The following is a 17,867-nucleotide window of genomic DNA, read 5'->3' as shown; positions in this document are numbered from 1 at the left end:
GTGCCGCAAGCCTGCTTTCCGGGCTCGTCCTGGCCTGGAAGCCGGCCTCACTTGATCCGTTCGAGCACGGAGACGTAGTTGGCGACCGCAGCCCCGCCCATGTTGAAGATGCCACCGAGGCGCGGCTCGCTGAGCTGCATGCCCTCCGGCGCCTCCCCGGTGAGCTGCATGGCGGAAAGCACATGCATGGAGACGCCGGTCGCGCCGATCGGGTGGCCCTTGGCCTTGAGGCCGCCGGACACGTTGACCGGCAGCTTGCCGTCCTTCTGGGTCCAGCCTTCCTTGATCGCGCGGGCGCCATCGCCTTCCTTGGTCAGGCCCATCGCCTCGTATTCGATCAGCTCGGCGACGGTGAAGCAGTCATGCGTCTCGACGAAGGAGAGATCGTCGAGCGTCACGTTCGCCTTGGCCAGCGCCTGTTTCCAGGCGAGCGCGCCGCCCTCGAATTTCAGGATGTCGCGCTTCGACATCGGCAGGAAGTCCTGGACATGGGCCATGCCGCGGAAGCCGACGGCGCGGCGCATCCTGAGCGCGGTCTCCTCGTCGGCCAGAACCAGCGCGGCGGCGCCGTCCGAGACCAGCGAGCAGTCGGTGCGCTTCAGCGGCCCGGCGACATAGGGGTTCTTCTCGCTCTCCTCGCGGCAGAAGGCATAGCCGAGGTCCTTGCGCATCTGGGCGTAGGGGTTGTCGACGCCATTCTTGTGGTTCTTCGCCGCGATCATCGCGAGCGCGTCCGACTGGTCGCCATGGCGCTGGAAATAGGCCGCCGCGATCTTGCCGAAGACGCCGGCGAAGCCGCCCTGCACCTCGCTATCTTCCGGCAGGTAGGAGGCCTTGAGCAGGTTCTTGCCGATCTCGGGGCCGGGCGTCTTGGTCATCTGCTCGACGCCGACGACGAGTACCACCTTGGCCGCCCCCGCCTTGATCGCGCGCACGCCCTGATGCACCGCGGCAGAGCCGGTAGCGCAGGCATTCTCGACGCGGGTCGTCGGCTTGAAGCGCAGCGCCGGATCGGCCTGGAGCACCAGCGACGCGGTAAAGTCCTGAGCCGAGAAGCCGGCGTTGTAATGGCCGAGCACAATCTCGTCGACATCGTCGGCGGTGATGCCGGCATCGACCAGGGCCTCGACCGCCACCCGCACGATCAGGCTTTCGACGGTCTCGGCATCCTGCTTGCCGAACGGTGTATGGGCCCAGCCGACGATTGCAGCGCTCATGGCGAAATCTCCCTTACTGTGCAGCTACACGTTATCTTGGCAGCCCTGCCGGATCGAGCAAGCCGGTATCCGCGCATGGTGGCCGTGCACGGATCGGCTGGCAGGGCTTCTGCCTCCAGCACTAGCGGCCCCGCCCGCTCATCGCAACGCCAGCGAGAGCAGCAGCCCGACGCCGCCAACGATCATCGCCATGCCCAGCATCTCGCGCCGGCTGGTGCCCTCCGCGAACAGCTTGCGCGAGGCGATCTGCGCCAGCGGCACCTCGATCAGCGCCAGCGTCCGGACATTGGCCGCGGTCGTCAGCGAGAAGCCGATGAACCAGAACTGCGAGGCGGCCGCGCCGAGGAAGCCAGCCGAGAGCGAGCGGCGCCAGCTCTTCAGGCTGAGGACCAGCGCCTGCCGGTCGGCGACCAGCATGTAGACGACCAGCACCAGCGTCTGGAGCCCGAGGCCAAGCACGAGGATCGTGGAGGCGCGGATCAGGAACTCGCCTTCCGGCAGGGCCTGGATGCCACCGCGGAAGCCGATCGCCGAGAGCGCGAAGAAAGCTCCGGAGACGATGCCGAGCACCGCCGGCCGCAGGCCTGCGCGCGTCAGTTTCTCGCCGGGCTTCCACGACACCACGATCACGCCGGCCGTCGCGATCGCGATCGCCAGGAACTTCATCGGCGTCAGCGCATCGCCGAGCAGCGCCGCACCGAACAGCGCGACCTGCACCGGCTCGGTCTTGGTATAGGCCGTCGTCACCGCGAAGGAGCGCTCGCGCATCGCTGCCAGCATCAGCGCGGTGGCGGCGATCTGCGTCAGCGCCCCCCAAAGCGTATAGCCGAACGAGGCCATGCCGATCTCCGGGGGCAATCGTTGCAGGCCGAGGCAGGCGAGCGCCAGGAATAGCATCGCGAAGGGCAGGCCGAACAGGAAGCGGACCTGCGTCGCCCCGACGACGCCAATGGTTTCGGTGAGCGAGCGCTGCGCCAGGTTGCGCGCGGTCTGCAAGAGCGAGGCGATGATGGTCGCCGGTATCCAGAGAAGGCCGAAAGCCACGCGACAAGCCCTAGAAAAGCGAAGGAGGCGTCGCTTGTGGACCGCCCGCCGCAGCTAGGCAAATCGCTGCGCAAGGGGTAGGTATGCATTCACGGGCGGGCGATTGTGGCGGCCGTCTCGAAATTGCCGCATGCATCGCGTTGAACCGTGCGCCGTCGTCACTGGCCAAGCTATCCGCAAGACCGCTCCGAGCAAGACAGGTTCAGACCCGCCCGATGATCGCTTCCCGCCTCGCAGCCGCCCTCGCCCTCGGAGCCGTCCTGACGGGGCCGGCTTATGCCGGAACCAGCATCGTCATCGACGCCTCAAGCGGTGCCGTGCTGTCGAGCGAGAATGCGAACCAGGCCTGGCGCCCGGCCTCCACGACCAAGATGATGACGATCTATCTCGCGCTGAAGGCGGTGCGGGAAGGGCGTTTGAGCCTGGAGACCGCTATCCCGGTCTCGAAGCTCGCCGCCAGCCAACCGCGCGTGAAGGTCTATGCAAAGCCGGGGTCGGAGATCACGCTCGACAACGCTTTGCGCATCATGATGGTGAAATCGGCCAACGACATCGCCTATGTCGTGGCCGAGGGCGTCGGTGGCGACGTTCCGAGCTTCGTCGCCATGATGAATGCAGAGGCGCAGCGCCTCGGCATGCGCGATACCCGCTTCGTCAACCCCAATGGCTGGGACAATCCGGACCAGCAGACCAGCGCCCGCGACCTCGCCGTGCTCGCCATGGCGCTGATGCATGATTTCTCTGATTATTCCGATTACTGGGGCACCCCGGCCGTGCAGCTCGGCAAGCAGGTGATGCACAACACCAACGGGCTGGTTGGGCGCTATTCCGGCATCAGCGGCATGAAGACCGGCTTCACCTGCGCCTCCGGCTTCAACGTGGTCGCGACGGCGAACCGCGGCGGGCGCACGCTCATCGCCGTGGTGCTGGGCTCGCTTTCCGGCGCCGAGCGGACGGTGCAGGCAGCCCAGCTTCTCGATGCGGGCTTCGCCTCCTGGGGCGGCACCGGCTACAGCGTCGCCTCGATGCCGCCGAGCGGCACCCGCGCACCCAATATCTGCGACGACGTGCGCCATCGCGGCGGCGGGGCCGCGCTGGCTGACGATGCCGATCTCTCCGGCCCGATCTCGGCCGCAGCCTCCGCCAGTAGCGGCAACGACGCCGATGGCGGGCGCTTTGCGACGGCCTTCACCACCCAATCAGCCGCACCGGTCGCGAGCCGTTCTCCGCGCGGACGCATCACGCTGGGCCCGCGCGCCCAGGTCTCCCCGATCCAGGTCTCCTTCGGCCGCTCGCCGGGCTCCGCTTCCGCCCCGCTCGCCGCCAATGCCACGGCGCAGCCGAGCTCGCGCGTCGCCCGCGGTACCCCGACGATCGAGCCGGATGCTCCGGTCGCCGCCGGCCTCGCCATTCCCCCGACCCGTCGCACCGCTTCGAGCAACGGCGCGATCCCGCGCGGCACAACCGCCTTCGCGCCCGCAAGCGCGCCGGTCCAGCCCTCGACCGATGCCTTCGAAGGCGGCCCGCTGCGCCTCCAGGGCGCCGTCCGGCCCGGCGCCGCCAATGCCGCGAGCCTGCGTCCCGGCGCGGCGGCCGGCATCAAGCCCGCCCCGCGCAAGGCGCAGGCCGCCAAGACCCAGCCGGCAAAGGCCCAGCCGCTCAAGACCCCGCCGGCCCGCACCTTGCCGGCCAAGCCCAAGCCTTCCCAGGCTGCCGCGAAGCCGCCGGCGGCCAAGCCCGCAGCCGGAGCCAAGGCCAAGCCCGGCAACGACGCCTGAGGCCTGATTGAACCCAGGCAGCCCTGACCGGGACCAAACCAGCGAACGCCGGGGATTCGTCCTGGCGCTGGCTTCGGCCGCTGCCTTCGGCACGAATATCGTCAGTGCCCAGATCGCCGGCCAGGCGGGCCTGAGCGGCCCGCTCCTCGTCTTCTACCGCGTCTTCCTGATGCTCGTCCTCGTCGGCGGTGCCGCCTTCTTCTGGCGTGGATCGCTGGCCCTGCGGCACGGCGAGCGGCAGCCCGTGCTGCTCTTCGGCCTGGCGACGGCGCTGGTCGGCATCGCCTATCTCTCATCGGTCGCCTTCGTGCCCGTCTCGGTCGCGGCGGTGGTGTTCTACACCTTTCCGATCCTGATCGTCCTGGCAGAGCCGGTTCTGACCCCTGCCCCCTTCCGCGCCGACAGGCTGGCGGTCGCCCTCGCAGCTTTTCTCGGCATCGCCCTCGTCGTCGGGCCTGACCTGCATGGGCTCGATCCGCGCGGCCTGGCGCTCGCGATGCTGGCGAGCCTCAGTGCGGCCGCGCAGTTCTTCGCCGCTGCCCGCTGCGCGGAGACGCCGACCCTGCCCAAACTGTTCTGGTCGCATGTCGTCATCCTGCCGGTCGCGGCGCTGGTGCTGCTGGCGACCGGCGGCTTCCTGCTGCCACAGACCTTCCTGCTCGCGCCGATCGCCGTCGCCGTCACCTATGGCGGCTATGTCGTCGGCTTCCTGTTCCAGATCCTGGCGCTCGCCCGCATCGCGCCGGGCCCGGCCGGGCTTGCCTTCTGCGCCGAGCCGGTCTTCGCCGTCATCATCGCCGCCGTCGTGCTCACTGAGCGGCTGGGCCCGCTGCAATATGCCGGCTGCGCCCTTGTCATCGCCGCCATCGCCACTAATGTAATATTAGAACAAACGAGGCGGAGCACCGTGCCTGCCTAAAGGCTCAGCGATCCATGACCGGCGACCCTGCCCGCCCCCTCCCCGTTCCGCTCACCCTGCTGACCGGCTTCCTCGGCGCCGGCAAGACCACTTTGCTGAACCGCCTGCTGAAGGACCCGGCGCTCGCCGGCACGCTCGTGCTCGTCAACGAATTCGGCGAGATCGGCCTCGATCACCTGATGATCGAGGGCGTCGAGGAGAACATGATCCTCCTCGAATCCGGCTGCCTCTGCTGCACCATCCGCGACGATCTCATCGTCACGCTGGAGGACCTGCTGCGCGGACGCGACAACGGTCGCATCGCGCCCTTCTCGCGCCTCGTCATCGAGACGACCGGCCTCGCCGACCCCGCGCCGATCCTGAACGTCCTGATCAACCACCCCTATCTCGCGATGCGCTTCCGGCTCGACGGCGTCGTCACGCTGGTCGACGCGGTCAACGGCATGGCGACGCTCGATGCGCATGAGGAGGCGCGGCGCCAGGTCGTCGCCGCCGACCGGCTCGTCCTGACCAAGACCGAGCTCGCCGCATCGGGGAGCCTGGCCGTCCTGCGCGAGCGTCTCGACGGGCTCAATCCGGGCATCGCCGTCCTGCGGCCGGACGCCCCCGCCACCGACCTGATCGGCGCCGGTCTCTACGATCTCGCGCAACAGCCCCATGCCCTGCGCCACTGGCTGGCCGAAGACGCATTGCCCGGCCACCACCATCATCACGACCACGATCACCACCATCATGGGCACGACCATGGCGATCGTCAGGACCCGCATGACGTCAACCGCCACGACGCCTCGATCCGCGCCTTCGTCCTGACCGCGGAGCAACCAGTCGCCCGCACCACCTTCGACCTGTTCTGGACCCTGCTGCGCTCGATCCACGGCCCGCGCCTGTTGCGCTTGAAGGGGCTGGTGGACATCGCCGGCGAGCCCGGTCGCCCCCTGCTCGTCCATGCCGTCCAGCAGATCCTGCATCCGCCAATCCAGCTCGATGCCTGGCCGGATGCGGACCACCGCTCCCGCCTCGTCCTGATCGTCAAGGACGTCGAGGAGGACACCGTGCGCAAGCTCTGGTCCGCCTTCCTTGGTCAGGCATCCGCGCAGCCGCAGCCCGCCTGACCTGTCGGCCCGTTTCTTGAACCCAAACCCCTGATGGATGAGGCGCGCCCGCGTGCCTTGCCATTCCGGCACAGCAACGCGCCGGAACGATCCAGCGAGGGTACGGGCAGATGAGCACGATCACGGCTCTGGCAGCGACCGACGGCACCGCGACCGCAGCCCGGCCATGCCCGCCGCTTCCCCACCCGGATGCGGCGGTCTACAGCGAGCTGCGCGCGCTCGCCGCCTGCGAAAGCATCCGCCACGAATGGGCCGACCTCGCAAGCCGCGCCCTTGAAGCCAATCCCTGCCTCGAACCGGGCTTCGCGCTTGCAGCCGCCCAGCATCTCATCTCCTTCCGTGACGTCGAGCTGATGCTGCTCTGGCAGGGCGGCCCGGGCTCGGCGCAGCGCCGTCTCGTTGGGCTCATTCCCTGCCGGACGCAGCGCCATATCTTCGCGTCCGATACGCTGGAAGGCTTCGCCGATCCGCGCCTGCTGAACGGCACGCCGCTGCTCGACCGCAGCTTCGCCGCGCCTGCTCTGGCCGCTTTCCTGCGTGACTGGCGCGGCCGCAGCCATGCCACAGGGGCGTTCTCTCTCTCGGGAATCGATCCCGCGGGCGCCTTCGCCACCGCGCTCGCGCGCGTCGCCGGTGGCCATGGCGTGACGGTCAGTTGGCAGCCGCTCATCGGCCGCAGGCTCGAGCTGCCACCCACTGCCCGCATCGCCGCCTCCGACGAGATCTTGCGGGACAAGGGCCGCCTGATCCTTGCCGAAGCCACGAACCAGGTGGACCGGCGTGACGCCGTCGAGATTCTGCTGGCGATCGAGGCCTCGGGCTCGCGCGGCCGGGCCGGCAAAGCAACGCTGCAGGACACCCGCGAGGTCGGCTTCCTGCGCAGCATGAGCCGCGATCTGGGCCGGCAGAGGCTCTGCCGGATCGCCGTGCTGGTGCTGGACGACCGGCCGATCGCAGCGGCGCTCACGCTTGGAAAGGGCGCCTCCTGCTGGCTCTATCACGGCGTCGGCGACGAGGCCTTCGCGGCGCTGGAGCCCCTGCCGATGCTGCTCGCCATGATGCGCAAGGCGCAGCCCTCGCGGCAGATCCTGCTGCCCGGCGGCCTGCCGCTCTTCGGCGCCCGCAACGAGGCCTTCGGCACGATCAGCCTCACCTGGCGCCGCCAGCAGCCGGCGCGCCGGCCGGCCGACCTCGCTGCCCGCATGCGCGAAAAGATCGGACGCGCTCTGTTCAGGCCTCGGCCCGCAGCAGTCGACGGATGATCTTGCCCGTCGTCGTCAGCGGCAGCTCGTCGCGGAAGGCGATCTCCCGCGGGTATTCATGCGCCGAAAGCCGCGCCCGCACGAAGTTCTGTAACTCCGAGACCAGGGCTTTCGAGCCGCGATAATCGGGCTTCAGCACGACGAAGGCCTTGACGATCTCGGTCCGCAGCGGATCGGGCTTGCCGACCGCCGCCGCCAGCGCCACCGCCGGATGCCGCAGCAGGCAATCCTCGATCTCGCCCGGCCCGATGCGATAGCCCGAGGAGGTGATGACGTCGTCGTCGCGGCCGATGAAGCGGACATAGCCATCCTCGTCCTGCACGCCCTCGTCGCCGGTCGTCATCCAGTCGCCGACGAACTTCGCCGCCGTCGCCTCCGGATTGCGCCAATATTCCAGGAACATCACCGGGTCAGGTCGGCGCACCGCGATCTGGCCTTCCTCGCCAGGCGCGCAGACCGTGCCGTCCGGCCGGATGATCGCGACCTCATGGCCTGGTACCGCCTTCCCGATCGCGCCCGGGCGGCTGATGCCGAGCGCGGCGCTGGAGGCGAGCACGAGATTGCACTCGGTCTGGCCATAGGCCTCGTTGATGGTGAGGCCAAGCGCCTCGCGCCCCCATTCCAGCGTCTCGGCGCCGAGCGCCTCGCCGGCCGCGGCGACCGTGCGCAGGCTCAGGCGCCAGCGCCCCTGCGGGCTTCCGGCGCCGCGCATCATCCGGAGCGCGGTCGGCGGTACGAAGGCGTTGCGGATGCCGAGATCCTGGATCAGCCGGTAGGCCTCCTCCGGCTCGAACCGCGTCACCGGCCGCGCCACGACCGCGACGCCGAAATGCAGTGCCGGCAGCAGCATGTTGAGCAGGCCGCCAGCCCAGGCCCAGTCGGCCGGCGTCCAGGCGAGATCGCCCGGCTGCGGCATGAATTCATGGGGCATCTGCACGCCCGGCAGATGACCGGGTAGGACGCGGTGGCCATGCAGCGCGCCCTTCGGGTTGCCTGTCGTACCCGAGGTGTAGATCATCAGCGCCGGATCGTCCGGCGTGGTCTCGACGACTGTGAAATCAGGATCGCTTTCCGCCAGCAGCGCGTCCCAGCTCTCCACCCCGCCATCGGCGCCATCAGTGGAGATGCGTAAGCCGAGCTCCGGCAGCGGCTGAGCGATCTGACCGAGCTTCGCCAGCCCAGCGGCATTGGTCACCACGACCTTCGCAGCCGAGTCGGTGAGACGATAGGCGAGCGCATCGACGCCGAACAGCGCCGCCAGGGGCACAGCGATGGCGCCGAGCTTGTAGGCGGCGAGATGCGCCGTTAGCACCGCTCGCCCCTGCGGCAGCAGGATGGCGATACGGTCGCCACGACCGACGCCACGCGCCCGCAGAGCATTGGCCAATCGGTTCGAATGCTCGCGCAGCCAGCCGAAGCTGACCGGACTCGCCTGCCAGTCCTGCGACACCTCGATGATGGCCGGGCGGTCAGGCTCTGCGGCGGCCCAGCGGTCGCAGACGTCGACGGCGATGTTGTAGCGTTCCGGAATGCGCCAGCGGAAGCGCTCGCGCAGCGCAGCGTAATCGGTCAGGTCTGGCAGGATCAAAATAAACGTCCGGTGGGAGGCGCGGCACGATAGGCAGGCCGCTCCCGGCTGTCACCCGCGTCTTGCGTACCATCTCCCAGCGTAATGATGCGCTCAGAACATGCGTTCGCCGGCAGGAGGCAGATAGGCGTCGGTAAACGCATCGCCTGCCCGCGCCTTGTCACGGAAGCTCCCCGCCAGGACGAGCTGGTCCAGCGCCTGTGCCCAGCGCTCGAGGTCGATCCCGCCCAGACCATGCGCGCGGACATACGGGGTCAGGATGTTGCGCTCGATCACGGCGGCGAGCTTGTCGCGCTCCACGTCGGCCTGGGCGCTCTCGTTGCGGCGCAGGACGGATTGCGCGCCAGCGCCGGGATTGACCACGGTATCGCGGACGCCGCGCATGACGGCACGCACGAGCCCGCGCACGGCATCCGGCTTGGCCGCGGCGAACTTGCCGGAAACGATCACCGCACTGCCGTAGAGCAGCAGGCCGTGATCGGCCATGTCCATCAGCACGATATCATCGCCGGGCACGCCGCGCGCCTTCAACGAGACGGCGGTCGAGGGACCGAAGGCGAAGAGGGCATCGATCTCACCGGAAGCCAGCATCGGCTCACGCACCGGCAGGCCGATGGTCTCGACCCGGATCTTGCTGTCGTCGATTTTGTTGAGGCTCTTGAAGATCGGCCATTGCGCGAAGCTGGCATCGATGCTGGCCGTGCCGAGCTTGCGGCCTTCGAGGCTCGTCGGGGCGGTCGTGATCCCCCGGCTCTTGCGGCCGATCACGGCGTAGCCCGGCCGATCATGGATGATCATCACCGCCTTGAGATCAGCGCTCGGGTTCTCGTCGCGGAAGCGGATCAGCGCGTTGATATCGCCGAAGCCTGCATCCTGCGTGCCGGTGGCCAGGCGCTGCAGCATGGCGCGTGCGCCATTGCCCGGCTCGATCACGACATCGAGCCCTTCGGTGCCGAAATAGCCCTTGTCCTGTGCCGCCAGGAACGGCGCCGTCAGCGCATCGAACCGGCGGTCCAGCGCGAAGCGGATAGCGGTGTTACCCTGCGCATGGGCCAGTCGGCCTCCGGCGAAGCAGGCCGCCACGGCCCCGACCGCCAGCTGCCCAAAACCGCGCCGGCACAGGACAGGGGAGCGAGAGGGCGAAGCGATCGGCATGTCTGGCCTCCGGGCGCCATGCTGGTTGGGGCACGGCATATCCGTGCGTCCAGTCTTGTTGACATCATAAGATGTTGAAATGGCGTCAACACCGAAGAAGTTCCCTGGCAAAAACGCATTATCGGTGGTCCCGGGCCGCATTTATCACCGCGGAGGCGAGCGTCTCCCGCGCGTCGAGCGAGCAACGCCGCACCACACATGAAAAGAGGAGCCGCAAGGCCCCTCTCTCATCGCATCTCGCTTCGAATGAAACGCCTCAGGCGGCGCGATAGCGCGCCAGCCAATGCGCGTAGGGCGGCGGCAGGGTCGCCCAAGCCGGGTTCTCGACGCCGAGCGCCTGCGCCGCCGCATAAGGCCAATGCGGATCGGCCAGCAGCGGCCGGCCCAGCGTCACTAGGTCGACCTTGCCCTCGCGCACCAGCGCGTCGGCCTGCTCGGGCTTGCTGATGTACCAGCTCGTCGAGGCGGGCAGGCCGGTCTCGCGCCGCACCCGCTCGGCGACGGGTGCCAGGAAGGCCGGCCCCCACGGAATCTTCGCTTCATTGGTCGAGAAGCCGACGCTGACATCGATGAAATCGAGCCCTTCGCCCTTCAGGCGTTTCACCAGCTCGATCGCCTCAGCGAGCGTCTCTTCGTCGCGCCCGTCATATTCGATCACGCCGAGCCGGACGGAGAGCGGCCGGTTCTCCGGCCAGACCTTGCGCACGGCGGCCAGCGTCTCGATCAGGAAACGGCTGCGATTCTCGAAGCTGCCGCCATAGGCGTCCTCGCGCTTGTTGGCATGGGTCGAGAGGAAGCTCTGCGCGAGATAGCCATGGGCGAAATGCAGCTTCAGCCACTGGATGCCGATGTCGCGGGCCCGCTCGGCTGCGGCGACGAAATCGCTGCGTACGCGCTCGATATCGGCCGTGGTCATCGCGCGGGGCACACGTGGCAGCCCGCCGCCCTGTGCGACCGCCGAGGGCGCGATCGTCTCCCAGCCGCGCGCGTCATTGGCCGGGATATGGTCGTCGCCTTCCCAGGGCAGGTTGGCGCTGGCCTTGCGCCCGGCATGGCCGATCTGGATGCCGGCGACCGCACCGGTCTTGCGCATCTCCGCGACGATCGGCGCCAGCGCCTCCGCCTGCCCGTCATTCCACAGGCCGAGGCAGCCAGGCGTGATCCGGCCTTCCGGCGAGACGCCGGTCGCCTCGATCACCACGAGGCCGGTACCACCACGTGCCAGCCCGGCGAGATGCGCCCGGTGCCATTCGTTGGCGACGCCGTCCTCAGCCATGTACTGGCACATCGGCGAGGCGATGATGCGGTTGCGGAGGGTGACGTCCTTCAGGCTGAAGGGATCGAACAGGCCAGGCATGATGCGGCTCCACGCAGGTGGGTTTCTATGTTTCGATAGTTCGATATTTTTCGAACTTTGGCAAGTTCAAAACCCTGTGATAGGCTGCCGGCCATGCGACACGCCCGCCTGCCCGCCTCCGAAGAGATCGCGCTCGAAGACGTCTTCCATGCCTTGAGCGATCCGTTTCGGCTCGAAGTCGTGCGCCGGCTGGCAGTGGAAGGTGAGCAGAGCTGCCAGGCTCTGGAGGGCGACCGGCCTAAATCCAGCGTCTCGCATCATTTCCGCGTCCTGCGCGAGGCCGGCCTGATCCGCACCCGCAACAAGGGCGTGAGCCGGATGAACGCCCTGCGTCGCGACGATATCGAGCAGCGCTTCCCCGGCCTGCTCGCTTGCGTCGTGCCCAAGCCGGGTGGTTGATCCGCAACCGGTTTCGCTTCGCCTGGCCTCGCCCTATGCTCGCGCCATGAACCTCCCCTACCGTCCCAATGTCGGCATCGCCCTGTTCAATGCGCAGGGCCTCGTCTTCGCCGGCCGCTCGCACAGCGCCGGCCCCGAGATCGTCCTGCCCGGCTTCGACTGGCAGATGCCGCAGGGCGGCATCGATCCCGACGAGGACATCGTCGCCGCTGCCCGTCGCGAGCTAGAGGAGGAGACCGGCGTCACGCAGGCCGAGCTGCTCGCGGTGACCGAGGAGTGGTGGAGCTACGACTTCCCGCCCTATGGCGGCCCCTGGCACAAGCTCGTGGCCTTCCGCGGCCAGCGCCAGCGCTGGGTCGCCTTCCGCTTCACCGGCAGCGAGAGCACGTTCGACATCGGCAAGCCCAATGGCGACGAGCCGCCGGAATTCAGCGAATGGCGCTGGCGCCCGCTCGCCGAGATGCCCGGACTGGTCGTGCCGTTCAAGCGGCCGGTCTACGAGAAGGTGGCGCAGGCGTTTGCGGGCTTCGCGGCGGCTGGAGCCTAGGACGCCTCCGCGTAGAATGCGCGTCCATTCTCGGGCGGAGCGAAACGCAGACCCGAGAATCTCAGGCAAAATAGAGCGCCTCGTCGCCCGGAGTGCTCCGGTCAAGCCCCAGCAGGACCGCGAGCATTTCGCCAACGAAAAAGGGCCGCTTGCGCGGCCCTTCCGAATTCCAGAACTGAAGAGCGGATCACGCCGCCTTGCGCTGCTCGAAGACGTGCTTGAATTCGCGCAACTGCACCAGCGCCTCCCGCAGGCGCTTCTTCTCATCGTCGTTGTGCGAACCGGCAAGGCGGGTCTCGGCGGTCAGGATCTCGGCGTCGAGCACGGCGCTATCGACATCCTCGAGGAACTTGCCCTGCTCGGCCAGGATGGTCATCGTTTCCTGGTTGACCTCGGCGAGGCCGCCATTGACGAAGAATTCCTTGCCGTTCTGGTCCGTCGTCTGGACGAAGACGATGCCGGCCTTGAGCGTCGCCACCAGCGGCGCGTGCCCGGCAAGCACGGTCATCTCGCCCTCGGTCGACGGGACGATGACACTGACGACCTCACCCGAGAACAGGATGCGCTCTGGCGAGACGAGTTCGAACTTGAAGGTGGCCATCGCCTGTCTTTTCCTCCGACCTCACCCCGGCCGCGGATACCGGGCCCGGGGCTTGCCAGATCTGTCAACAACCTATGCCCGGCATGGTTCCGGGCAGCAGCAGCCGCCCGGAAACGCCGGTCGCGAGAGGCTTACGCGGCCTCGGCGGCCAGGCGCTGTGCCTTTTCGACGGCTTCCTCGATCGAGCCGACCATGTAGAAGGCCGCTTCCGGCAGGTGGTCGTACTTGCCCTCGATCAGGCCCTTGAAGCCCTTGATGGTGTCCTCGAGCGGAACGAGCTTGCCGGGCGAGCCGGTGAAGACCTCCGCGACGAAGAAGGGCTGCGACATGAAGCGCTCGATCTTGCGGGCGCGCGCCACCGTCATCTTGTCGTCTTCGGAGAGCTCGTCCATGCCCAGGATCGCGATGATGTCCTGCAGCGACTTGTAGCGCTGCAGCGTCTGCTGGACAGCGGTCGCGACAGCGTAGTGCTCCTCGCCGACGATGTCGGCCGAGAGCATGCGCGAGGTCGAGTCGAGCGGGTCGACCGCCGGGTAGATGCCCTTTTCCGCGATCGAACGCGACAGCACGGTACGGGCGTCCAGGTGGGCGAACGAGGTCGCGGGCGCAGGGTCGGTCAAGTCGTCGGCCGGGACGTAGATCGCCTGCACCGAGGTGATCGAGCCCTTGTTGGTGGTGGTGATGCGCTCCTGCAGGTTGCCCATGTCGGTGGCGAGCGTCGGCTGATAGCCCACCGCCGAGGGAATGCGGCCGAGCAGCGCGGACACTTCCGAACCGGCCTGCGTGAAGCGGAAGATGTTGTCGACGAAGAACAGCACGTCCTGGCCCTTGTCGCGGAAGTCCTCGGCGATGGTCAGGCCGGCGAGAGCGACGCGCATGCGGGCGCCCGGGGGCTCGTTCATCTGGCCGTAAACGAGAGCGCACTTGGAGCCAGCTGTCGAACCGTTGTTCTCCTTGGGGTTCTTGTTGACGTTGGACTCGATCATCTCGTGATAGAGATCGTTGCCCTCACGGGTGCGCTCGCCGACCCCGGCGAACACGGAGTAGCCGCCATGGGCCTTCGCGACGTTGTTGATCAGCTCCATGATCAGCACGGTCTTGCCGACGCCGGCGCCGCCGAACAGGCCGACCTTGCCGCCCTTGGCGTAGGGCGCCAGCAGGTCGACGACCTTGATGCCGGTGACGAGGATCTGGGCGTCCGTCGCCTGCTCGGCATAGCTCGGGGCCGGCTGGTGGATGCCGCGGCGGGCCGTGGTCAGGATCGGGCCGGCCTCGTCGACCGGCTCGCCGATGACGTTCATGATGCGGCCGAGCGTCTCGTCGCCGACCGGAACCGCGATCGGCGCGCCGGTGTCGGTGACGGACTGGCCGCGGACCAGACCTTCGGTGGCGTCCATCGCGATGGTACGGACGGTGTTCTCGCCGAGATGCTGGGCGACCTCGAGGACTAGGCGGTTGCCGAGGTTGTCGGTCTCGAGCGCGTTCAGGATCTCCGGCAGGGCGCCGTCGAACTGCACGTCGACGACCGCGCCGATGACCTGGGTAACGCGGCCGGTGCCGGTATTGGCGGGCTTCTCGGCGGTCTTCGTCTTGGTGGTCTTGGTAGCGGCTTTGGCCATGGTGGAACCTCGGGACTAGCGCATTCGGATGTTGCGGCTGTCGGCGGATCGCTCCGCCGACGAAAGATTAGGCGGTTATAGCGCTTCCGCGCCGGAGATGATCTCGATCAGTTCCTTGGTGATCATCGCCTGGCGCGAGCGGTTGTAGATCTGCGTCTGCTTCTTGATCATCTCGCCGGCGTTGCGCGTGGCGGAATCCATCGCCGACATGCGCGCGCCCTGTTCGGAGGCGGCGTTCTCGAGCAGCCCGCGCAGGATCTGGACGGTGAGGTTGCGCGGCAGCAGCGCCTCGAGGATCTCGCCCTCGTCCGGCTCGTAATCGTAGACCGCGTCGGTCTGCTTCGTCCCTTCCGGGATCTCGGCCGGGATGATGCGCTGCGCCGTCGGGATCTGGGCGATCACCGAGCGGAAGCGCGAGAAGAACAGCGTCGCGACGTCGAATTCGCCATTGCCGAAACGCGCCAGCACGTTCTGGGCGATCGCCTCCGCATTGGCGAAGCCGACCTGCTTGAACTCGCGCAGGTCGATGAACTCGATGATCTCGGCCGCGAACTGGCGGCGCAGGATGTCGTAGCCCTTCTTGCCGACGCAGATGATCTTGACCGTCTTGCCCTCGGCCTTCAGCGCCAGCGCCTTGTCGCGAGCGAGACGCGCGATCGAGGAGTTGAAGGCGCCGCACAGGCCGCGCTCGGCGGTCAGAACCAGCAGCAGATGCACCTTGTCGGAGCCCGTGCCGGCGATCAGGCGCGGCGCGCTCGAACCGGAGACGCCGGACGCGAGATTCGACAGCACCGTCTCCATGCGCTCGGCATAGGGGCGCGCAGCCTCGGCGGCCGACTGCGCGCGGCGCAGCTTGGCAGCCGCGACCATCTGCATGGCCTTGGTGATCTTCTGCGTCGACTTCACCGAAGCGATGCGGTTTCTAAGGTCCTTCAAAGAAGGCATGTGGCGCTCTCACCCCGTCATGGTCGAACTGACCATCTACGTCTCATTCCGTCATGCCCGGGCTTGTCCCGAGCATCCATGTCCTCACTCCCGCCCGCCTTGCTCGATCGGCCGCAAGGCGTGAATGGCCGGCACGAGGCCGACCATGACGGGAAGCCCGTCCTCAGGCGAAGGACTTCGCGAACCCCGTCACGATGTCCTTGAGCTTGGCGGCGTTGGCGTCCGACAGGTCCTTCGACGTGCCGATCTCGTTGAGCATGTCGGCATGCTTGCCGCGGACCAGCGAGAGCAGGCCGTCCTCGAAGGCGCGGACCTTGTTGACCGGAAGCGCGTCGAGATAGCCGTTCACGCCGGCATAGATCACGACGACCTGCTCTTCCATCTTCAGCGGCGAGAACTGCGGCTGCTTCAGGAGCTCGGTCAGGCGGGCGCCGCGGTTGAGCAGGCGCTGCGTGACCGCGTCGAGGTCCGAGCCGAACTGGGCGAAGGCGGCCATCTCGCGATACTGGGCGAGCTCGCCCTTGATCTTGCCGGCGACCTTCTTGGTCGCCTTGGTCTGCGCCGACGAACCGACGCGCGACACCGAGAGACCGACGTTCACGGCCGGGCGGATGCCCTGGTAGAACAGGTCCGTCTCCAGGAAGATCTGGCCGTCGGTGATCGAGATCACGTTGGTCGGGATATAGGCCGAGACGTCGTTCGCCTGGGTCTCGATGACCGGCAGCGCCGTCAGCGAGCCGAGGCCGGCGGCCTCACCCATCTTCGCCGCGCGCTCGAGCAGGCGGGAGTGGAGATAGAACACGTCGCCCGGATAGGCCTCGCGGCCCGGCGGGCGGCGCAGCAGCAGCGACATCTGGCGGTAGGCGACGGCCTGCTTGGAGAGGTCGTCATAGATAATGACGGCATGCATGCCGTTGTCGCGGAAGAACTCGCCCATGGCGCAGCCGGCGAAGGGCGCCAGGAACTGCATCGGGGCGGCGTCCGAGGCGGTGGCCGCCACGACGATGGAATACTCCATCGCGCCGCGCTCCTCGAGCACCTTCACGAGCTGGGCGACGGTCGAGCGCTTCTGGCCGACGGCGACGTAGACGCAGTAGAGCTTCTGGCTCTCCGGAGCGCCTTCGACGTTGAGGGGCTTCTGGTTCAGGATCGTGTCGAGCGCCAGGGCGGTCTTGCCGGTCTGGCGGTCGCCGATGATCAGCTCGCGCTGGCCACGGCCGATCGGGATCAGGGCGTCGACCGCCTTGAGGCCGGTCGCCATCGGCTCATGCACCGACTTGCGCGGGATGATGCCGGGCGCCTTGACGTCGACGCGGGCGCGGGTCTTGGACTTGATCGGGCCCTTGCCGTCGATCGGGTTGCCGAGAGCGTCGACGACGCGGCCGAGCAGCTCCTTGCCGACGGGAACGTCGACGATGGCGCCGGTGCGCTTGACGGTCTGGCCTTCCTTGATCTCGCGGTCGGAACCGAAGATCACGACGCCGACATTGTCGCTCTCGAGGTTGAGCGCCATGCCGCGCACGCCGGACTCGAACTCGACCATCTCACCGGCCTGGACCTTGTCGAGGCCGTAGACGCGGGCGATGCCGTCGCCGACGGAGAGAACCTGGCCGACTTCGGTGACCGAAGCTTCCGAGCCGAAATTCGAGATCTGAGCCTTCAGGATGGCGGAGATTTCAGCGGGGCGGATGTCCATCAGCCGACCTCTTTCATGGCAAGACGAATTGAATTGAGCTTGGTTTTCAGCGAGGCGTCGACCATGCGGGAGCCCATCTTGACGATGAGCCCGCCGATCAGGGCCGGGTCGATCTTGATCGAGACGTCGACATCCTTGCCGGCGACGCCCTTCAGCGCCGCGCGGATCTCGTCGACGCGCTTGGCCGTGGGCTGCTCGGCGACCGTCACCTCGGCGGAGACGATGCCCTTGGCCTCGGCGACCAGACGCTTGTAGCCGGCGATCATGCCCGGCAGCGCGAAGAGGCGGCGCTTGCTGGCGACGAGGCCGATGAAATTGGCGGCGATGCCGGTGATGCCGGCCTTCTCGAGCACGGCCTTGATCGCCGCGACCTGCTCCTCGGCGGTGAAGGCCGGGCTCTCGATCAGGCGACGGAGGTCCTCGCTCTCGGCGAGCAGACCGTTGAAGCTATCCAGAGCGGCCGCGACGGCGTCGATCGCGCCTGCCTCCTGAGCCAACTCGAACAGAGCGGTGGCATAGCGTTGAGCTACGCCCGACACCAATGTCCCCTGCGATCCGCCTTCAGCCACGCTTCCCGTCTCTCGTTTCAAGGGACCACACCGGCGACCTTCCTGACGAAGGTGGAGTG

The 17,867-nt window shown here is 67.8% G+C and carries 16 protein-coding genes; 6 read left to right on the top strand and 10 right to left on the bottom strand.

The genetic code is table 11. The features are described from left to right. Positions 1-47: 47 nt before the first annotated feature. Positions 48-1,217 (bottom strand): acetyl-CoA acetyltransferase, encoded by a 1,170-nt coding sequence (locus tag AC1RLU_RS25880; protein ID WP_492798930.1) that lies wholly within the window; start codon positions 1,215-1,217, stop codon positions 48-50. 138 nt (positions 1,218-1,355) lie between these two features. After that, entirely contained in the window at positions 1,356-2,261 is a 906-nt protein-coding gene (locus tag AC1RLU_RS25875; protein WP_492798929.1) for an EamA family transporter, read from the bottom strand. Between the two features lie 215 nt (positions 2,262-2,476). Between AC1RLU_RS25875 and AC1RLU_RS25870 the strand changes: the two genes are divergently transcribed. The 4 genes from AC1RLU_RS25870 to AC1RLU_RS25855 all read left to right on the top strand — a co-directional run bounded on the left by AC1RLU_RS25870 (position 2,477) and on the right by AC1RLU_RS25855 (position 7,332). Continuing rightward, complete coding sequence (locus tag AC1RLU_RS25870) at positions 2,477-4,039, top strand: D-alanyl-D-alanine carboxypeptidase family protein (protein ID WP_492798928.1); 1,563 nt, start codon at positions 2,477-2,479, stop codon at positions 4,037-4,039. 7 nt (positions 4,040-4,046) lie between these two features. Further along, the gene (locus AC1RLU_RS25865) at positions 4,047-4,958 is read left to right on the top strand and encodes a DMT family transporter (protein WP_492798927.1); all 912 of its coding nucleotides are present in this window, start codon (positions 4,047-4,049) and stop codon (positions 4,956-4,958) included. 14 nt (positions 4,959-4,972) lie between these two features. Continuing rightward, the gene (locus AC1RLU_RS25860) at positions 4,973-6,070 is read left to right on the top strand and encodes a CobW family GTP-binding protein (protein ID WP_492798926.1); all 1,098 of its coding nucleotides are present in this window, start codon (positions 4,973-4,975) and stop codon (positions 6,068-6,070) included. A gap of 110 nt (positions 6,071-6,180) precedes the next feature. Continuing rightward, positions 6,181-7,332, top strand: coding sequence for a GNAT family N-acetyltransferase (locus AC1RLU_RS25855; protein ID WP_492798925.1), 1,152 nt, complete (start codon positions 6,181-6,183; stop codon positions 7,330-7,332). Here AC1RLU_RS25855 and AC1RLU_RS25850 read toward each other — a convergent pair. The 3 genes from AC1RLU_RS25850 to AC1RLU_RS25840 form a co-directional block, all read right to left on the bottom strand. Beyond that, positions 7,301-8,917: an AMP-binding protein gene (locus AC1RLU_RS25850; protein WP_492798946.1), complete on the bottom strand. Its 1,617-nt coding sequence runs from the start codon at positions 8,915-8,917 to the stop codon at positions 7,301-7,303. The two genes, AC1RLU_RS25855 and AC1RLU_RS25850, sit on opposite strands and share 32 nt — an antisense overlap. 96 nt (positions 8,918-9,013) lie before the next feature. Next, positions 9,014-10,075 carry an ABC transporter substrate-binding protein gene (locus AC1RLU_RS25845; RefSeq protein ID WP_492798924.1) on the bottom strand — a complete coding sequence of 354 codons (1,062 nt, stop codon included), beginning with the start codon at positions 10,073-10,075 and terminating at the stop codon, positions 9,014-9,016. Positions 10,076-10,331: 256 nt separating this feature from the next. Further along, positions 10,332-11,432 (bottom strand): NADH:flavin oxidoreductase/NADH oxidase, encoded by a 1,101-nt coding sequence (locus AC1RLU_RS25840; protein WP_492798923.1) that lies wholly within the window; start codon positions 11,430-11,432, stop codon positions 10,332-10,334. A gap of 93 nt (positions 11,433-11,525) precedes the next feature. On the opposite strand from AC1RLU_RS25840, the gene AC1RLU_RS25835 reads away from it, so the two are divergent. Together AC1RLU_RS25835 and AC1RLU_RS25830 are read left to right on the top strand one after the other, a co-directional pair. Then, positions 11,526-11,831 carry an ArsR/SmtB family transcription factor gene (locus AC1RLU_RS25835; protein WP_492798922.1) on the top strand — a complete coding sequence of 102 codons (306 nt, stop codon included), beginning with the start codon at positions 11,526-11,528 and terminating at the stop codon, positions 11,829-11,831. Between the two features lie 46 nt (positions 11,832-11,877). Further along, on the top strand, positions 11,878-12,378 hold the full coding sequence (locus AC1RLU_RS25830) for an RNA pyrophosphohydrolase (protein WP_492798921.1): 501 nt from the start codon (positions 11,878-11,880) through the stop codon (positions 12,376-12,378). 187 nt (positions 12,379-12,565) lie between these two features. Here the strand turns inward: AC1RLU_RS25830 and AC1RLU_RS25825 are convergent, their stop codons facing one another. The 5 genes from AC1RLU_RS25825 to AC1RLU_RS25805 all read right to left on the bottom strand — a co-directional run bounded on the left by AC1RLU_RS25825 (position 12,566) and on the right by AC1RLU_RS25805 (position 17,808). After that, positions 12,566-12,979, bottom strand: a complete 414-nt coding sequence (locus AC1RLU_RS25825; RefSeq protein WP_061971400.1) for a F0F1 ATP synthase subunit epsilon — start codon at positions 12,977-12,979, stop codon at positions 12,566-12,568. Between the two features lie 131 nt (positions 12,980-13,110). Next, positions 13,111-14,598, bottom strand: a complete 1,488-nt coding sequence (gene atpD / locus AC1RLU_RS25820; protein WP_061971399.1) for a F0F1 ATP synthase subunit beta — start codon at positions 14,596-14,598, stop codon at positions 13,111-13,113. A 75-nt stretch (positions 14,599-14,673) separates the two neighbouring features. After that, positions 14,674-15,543 carry a F0F1 ATP synthase subunit gamma gene (locus tag AC1RLU_RS25815; RefSeq protein ID WP_113584506.1) on the bottom strand — a complete coding sequence of 290 codons (870 nt, stop codon included), beginning with the start codon at positions 15,541-15,543 and terminating at the stop codon, positions 14,674-14,676. A gap of 163 nt (positions 15,544-15,706) precedes the next feature. Further along, complete coding sequence (atpA, locus tag AC1RLU_RS25810) at positions 15,707-17,239, bottom strand: F0F1 ATP synthase subunit alpha (protein WP_091860014.1); 1,533 nt, start codon at positions 17,237-17,239, stop codon at positions 15,707-15,709. After that, positions 17,239-17,808, bottom strand: coding sequence for a F0F1 ATP synthase subunit delta (locus AC1RLU_RS25805; RefSeq protein ID WP_061971394.1), 570 nt, complete (start codon positions 17,806-17,808; stop codon positions 17,239-17,241). Before AC1RLU_RS25805 ends, atpA begins: the two co-directional genes overlap by 1 nt. Positions 17,809-17,867: the final 59 nt, after the last annotated feature.

Source organism: Allobosea sp. GW822-FHT05A11 (assembly GCF_058800455.1).
This window is presented reverse-complemented; position numbering and strand designations above follow the sequence as displayed.

Bases quoted from the DNA above. Each gene is read 5' to 3' on its own strand.
- AC1RLU_RS25880 (WP_492798930.1), bottom strand. From the start codon at position 1,217: ATGAGCGCTGCAATCGTCGGCTGGGCCCATACACCGTTCGGCAAGCAG.
- AC1RLU_RS25870 (WP_492798928.1), top strand. From the start codon at position 2,477: ATGATCGCTTCCCGCCTCGCAGCCGCCCTCGCCCTCGGAGCCGTCCTG.
- AC1RLU_RS25860 (WP_492798926.1), top strand. From the start codon at position 4,973: ATGACCGGCGACCCTGCCCGCCCCCTCCCCGTTCCGCTCACCCTGCTG.
- AC1RLU_RS25855 (WP_492798925.1), top strand. From the start codon at position 6,181: ATGAGCACGATCACGGCTCTGGCAGCGACCGACGGCACCGCGACCGCA.
- AC1RLU_RS25845 (WP_492798924.1), bottom strand. From the start codon at position 10,075: ATGCCGATCGCTTCGCCCTCTCGCTCCCCTGTCCTGTGCCGGCGCGGT.
- AC1RLU_RS25840 (WP_492798923.1), bottom strand. From the start codon at position 11,432: ATGCCTGGCCTGTTCGATCCCTTCAGCCTGAAGGACGTCACCCTCCGC.
- AC1RLU_RS25835 (WP_492798922.1), top strand. From the start codon at position 11,526: ATGCGACACGCCCGCCTGCCCGCCTCCGAAGAGATCGCGCTCGAAGAC.
- AC1RLU_RS25830 (WP_492798921.1), top strand. From the start codon at position 11,878: ATGAACCTCCCCTACCGTCCCAATGTCGGCATCGCCCTGTTCAATGCG.
- AC1RLU_RS25825 (WP_061971400.1), bottom strand. From the start codon at position 12,979: ATGGCCACCTTCAAGTTCGAACTCGTCTCGCCAGAGCGCATCCTGTTC.
- atpD (WP_061971399.1), bottom strand. From the start codon at position 14,598: ATGGCCAAAGCCGCTACCAAGACCACCAAGACGAAGACCGCCGAGAAG.
- AC1RLU_RS25815 (WP_113584506.1), bottom strand. From the start codon at position 15,543: ATGCCTTCTTTGAAGGACCTTAGAAACCGCATCGCTTCGGTGAAGTCG.
- atpA (WP_091860014.1), bottom strand. From the start codon at position 17,239: ATGGACATCCGCCCCGCTGAAATCTCCGCCATCCTGAAGGCTCAGATC.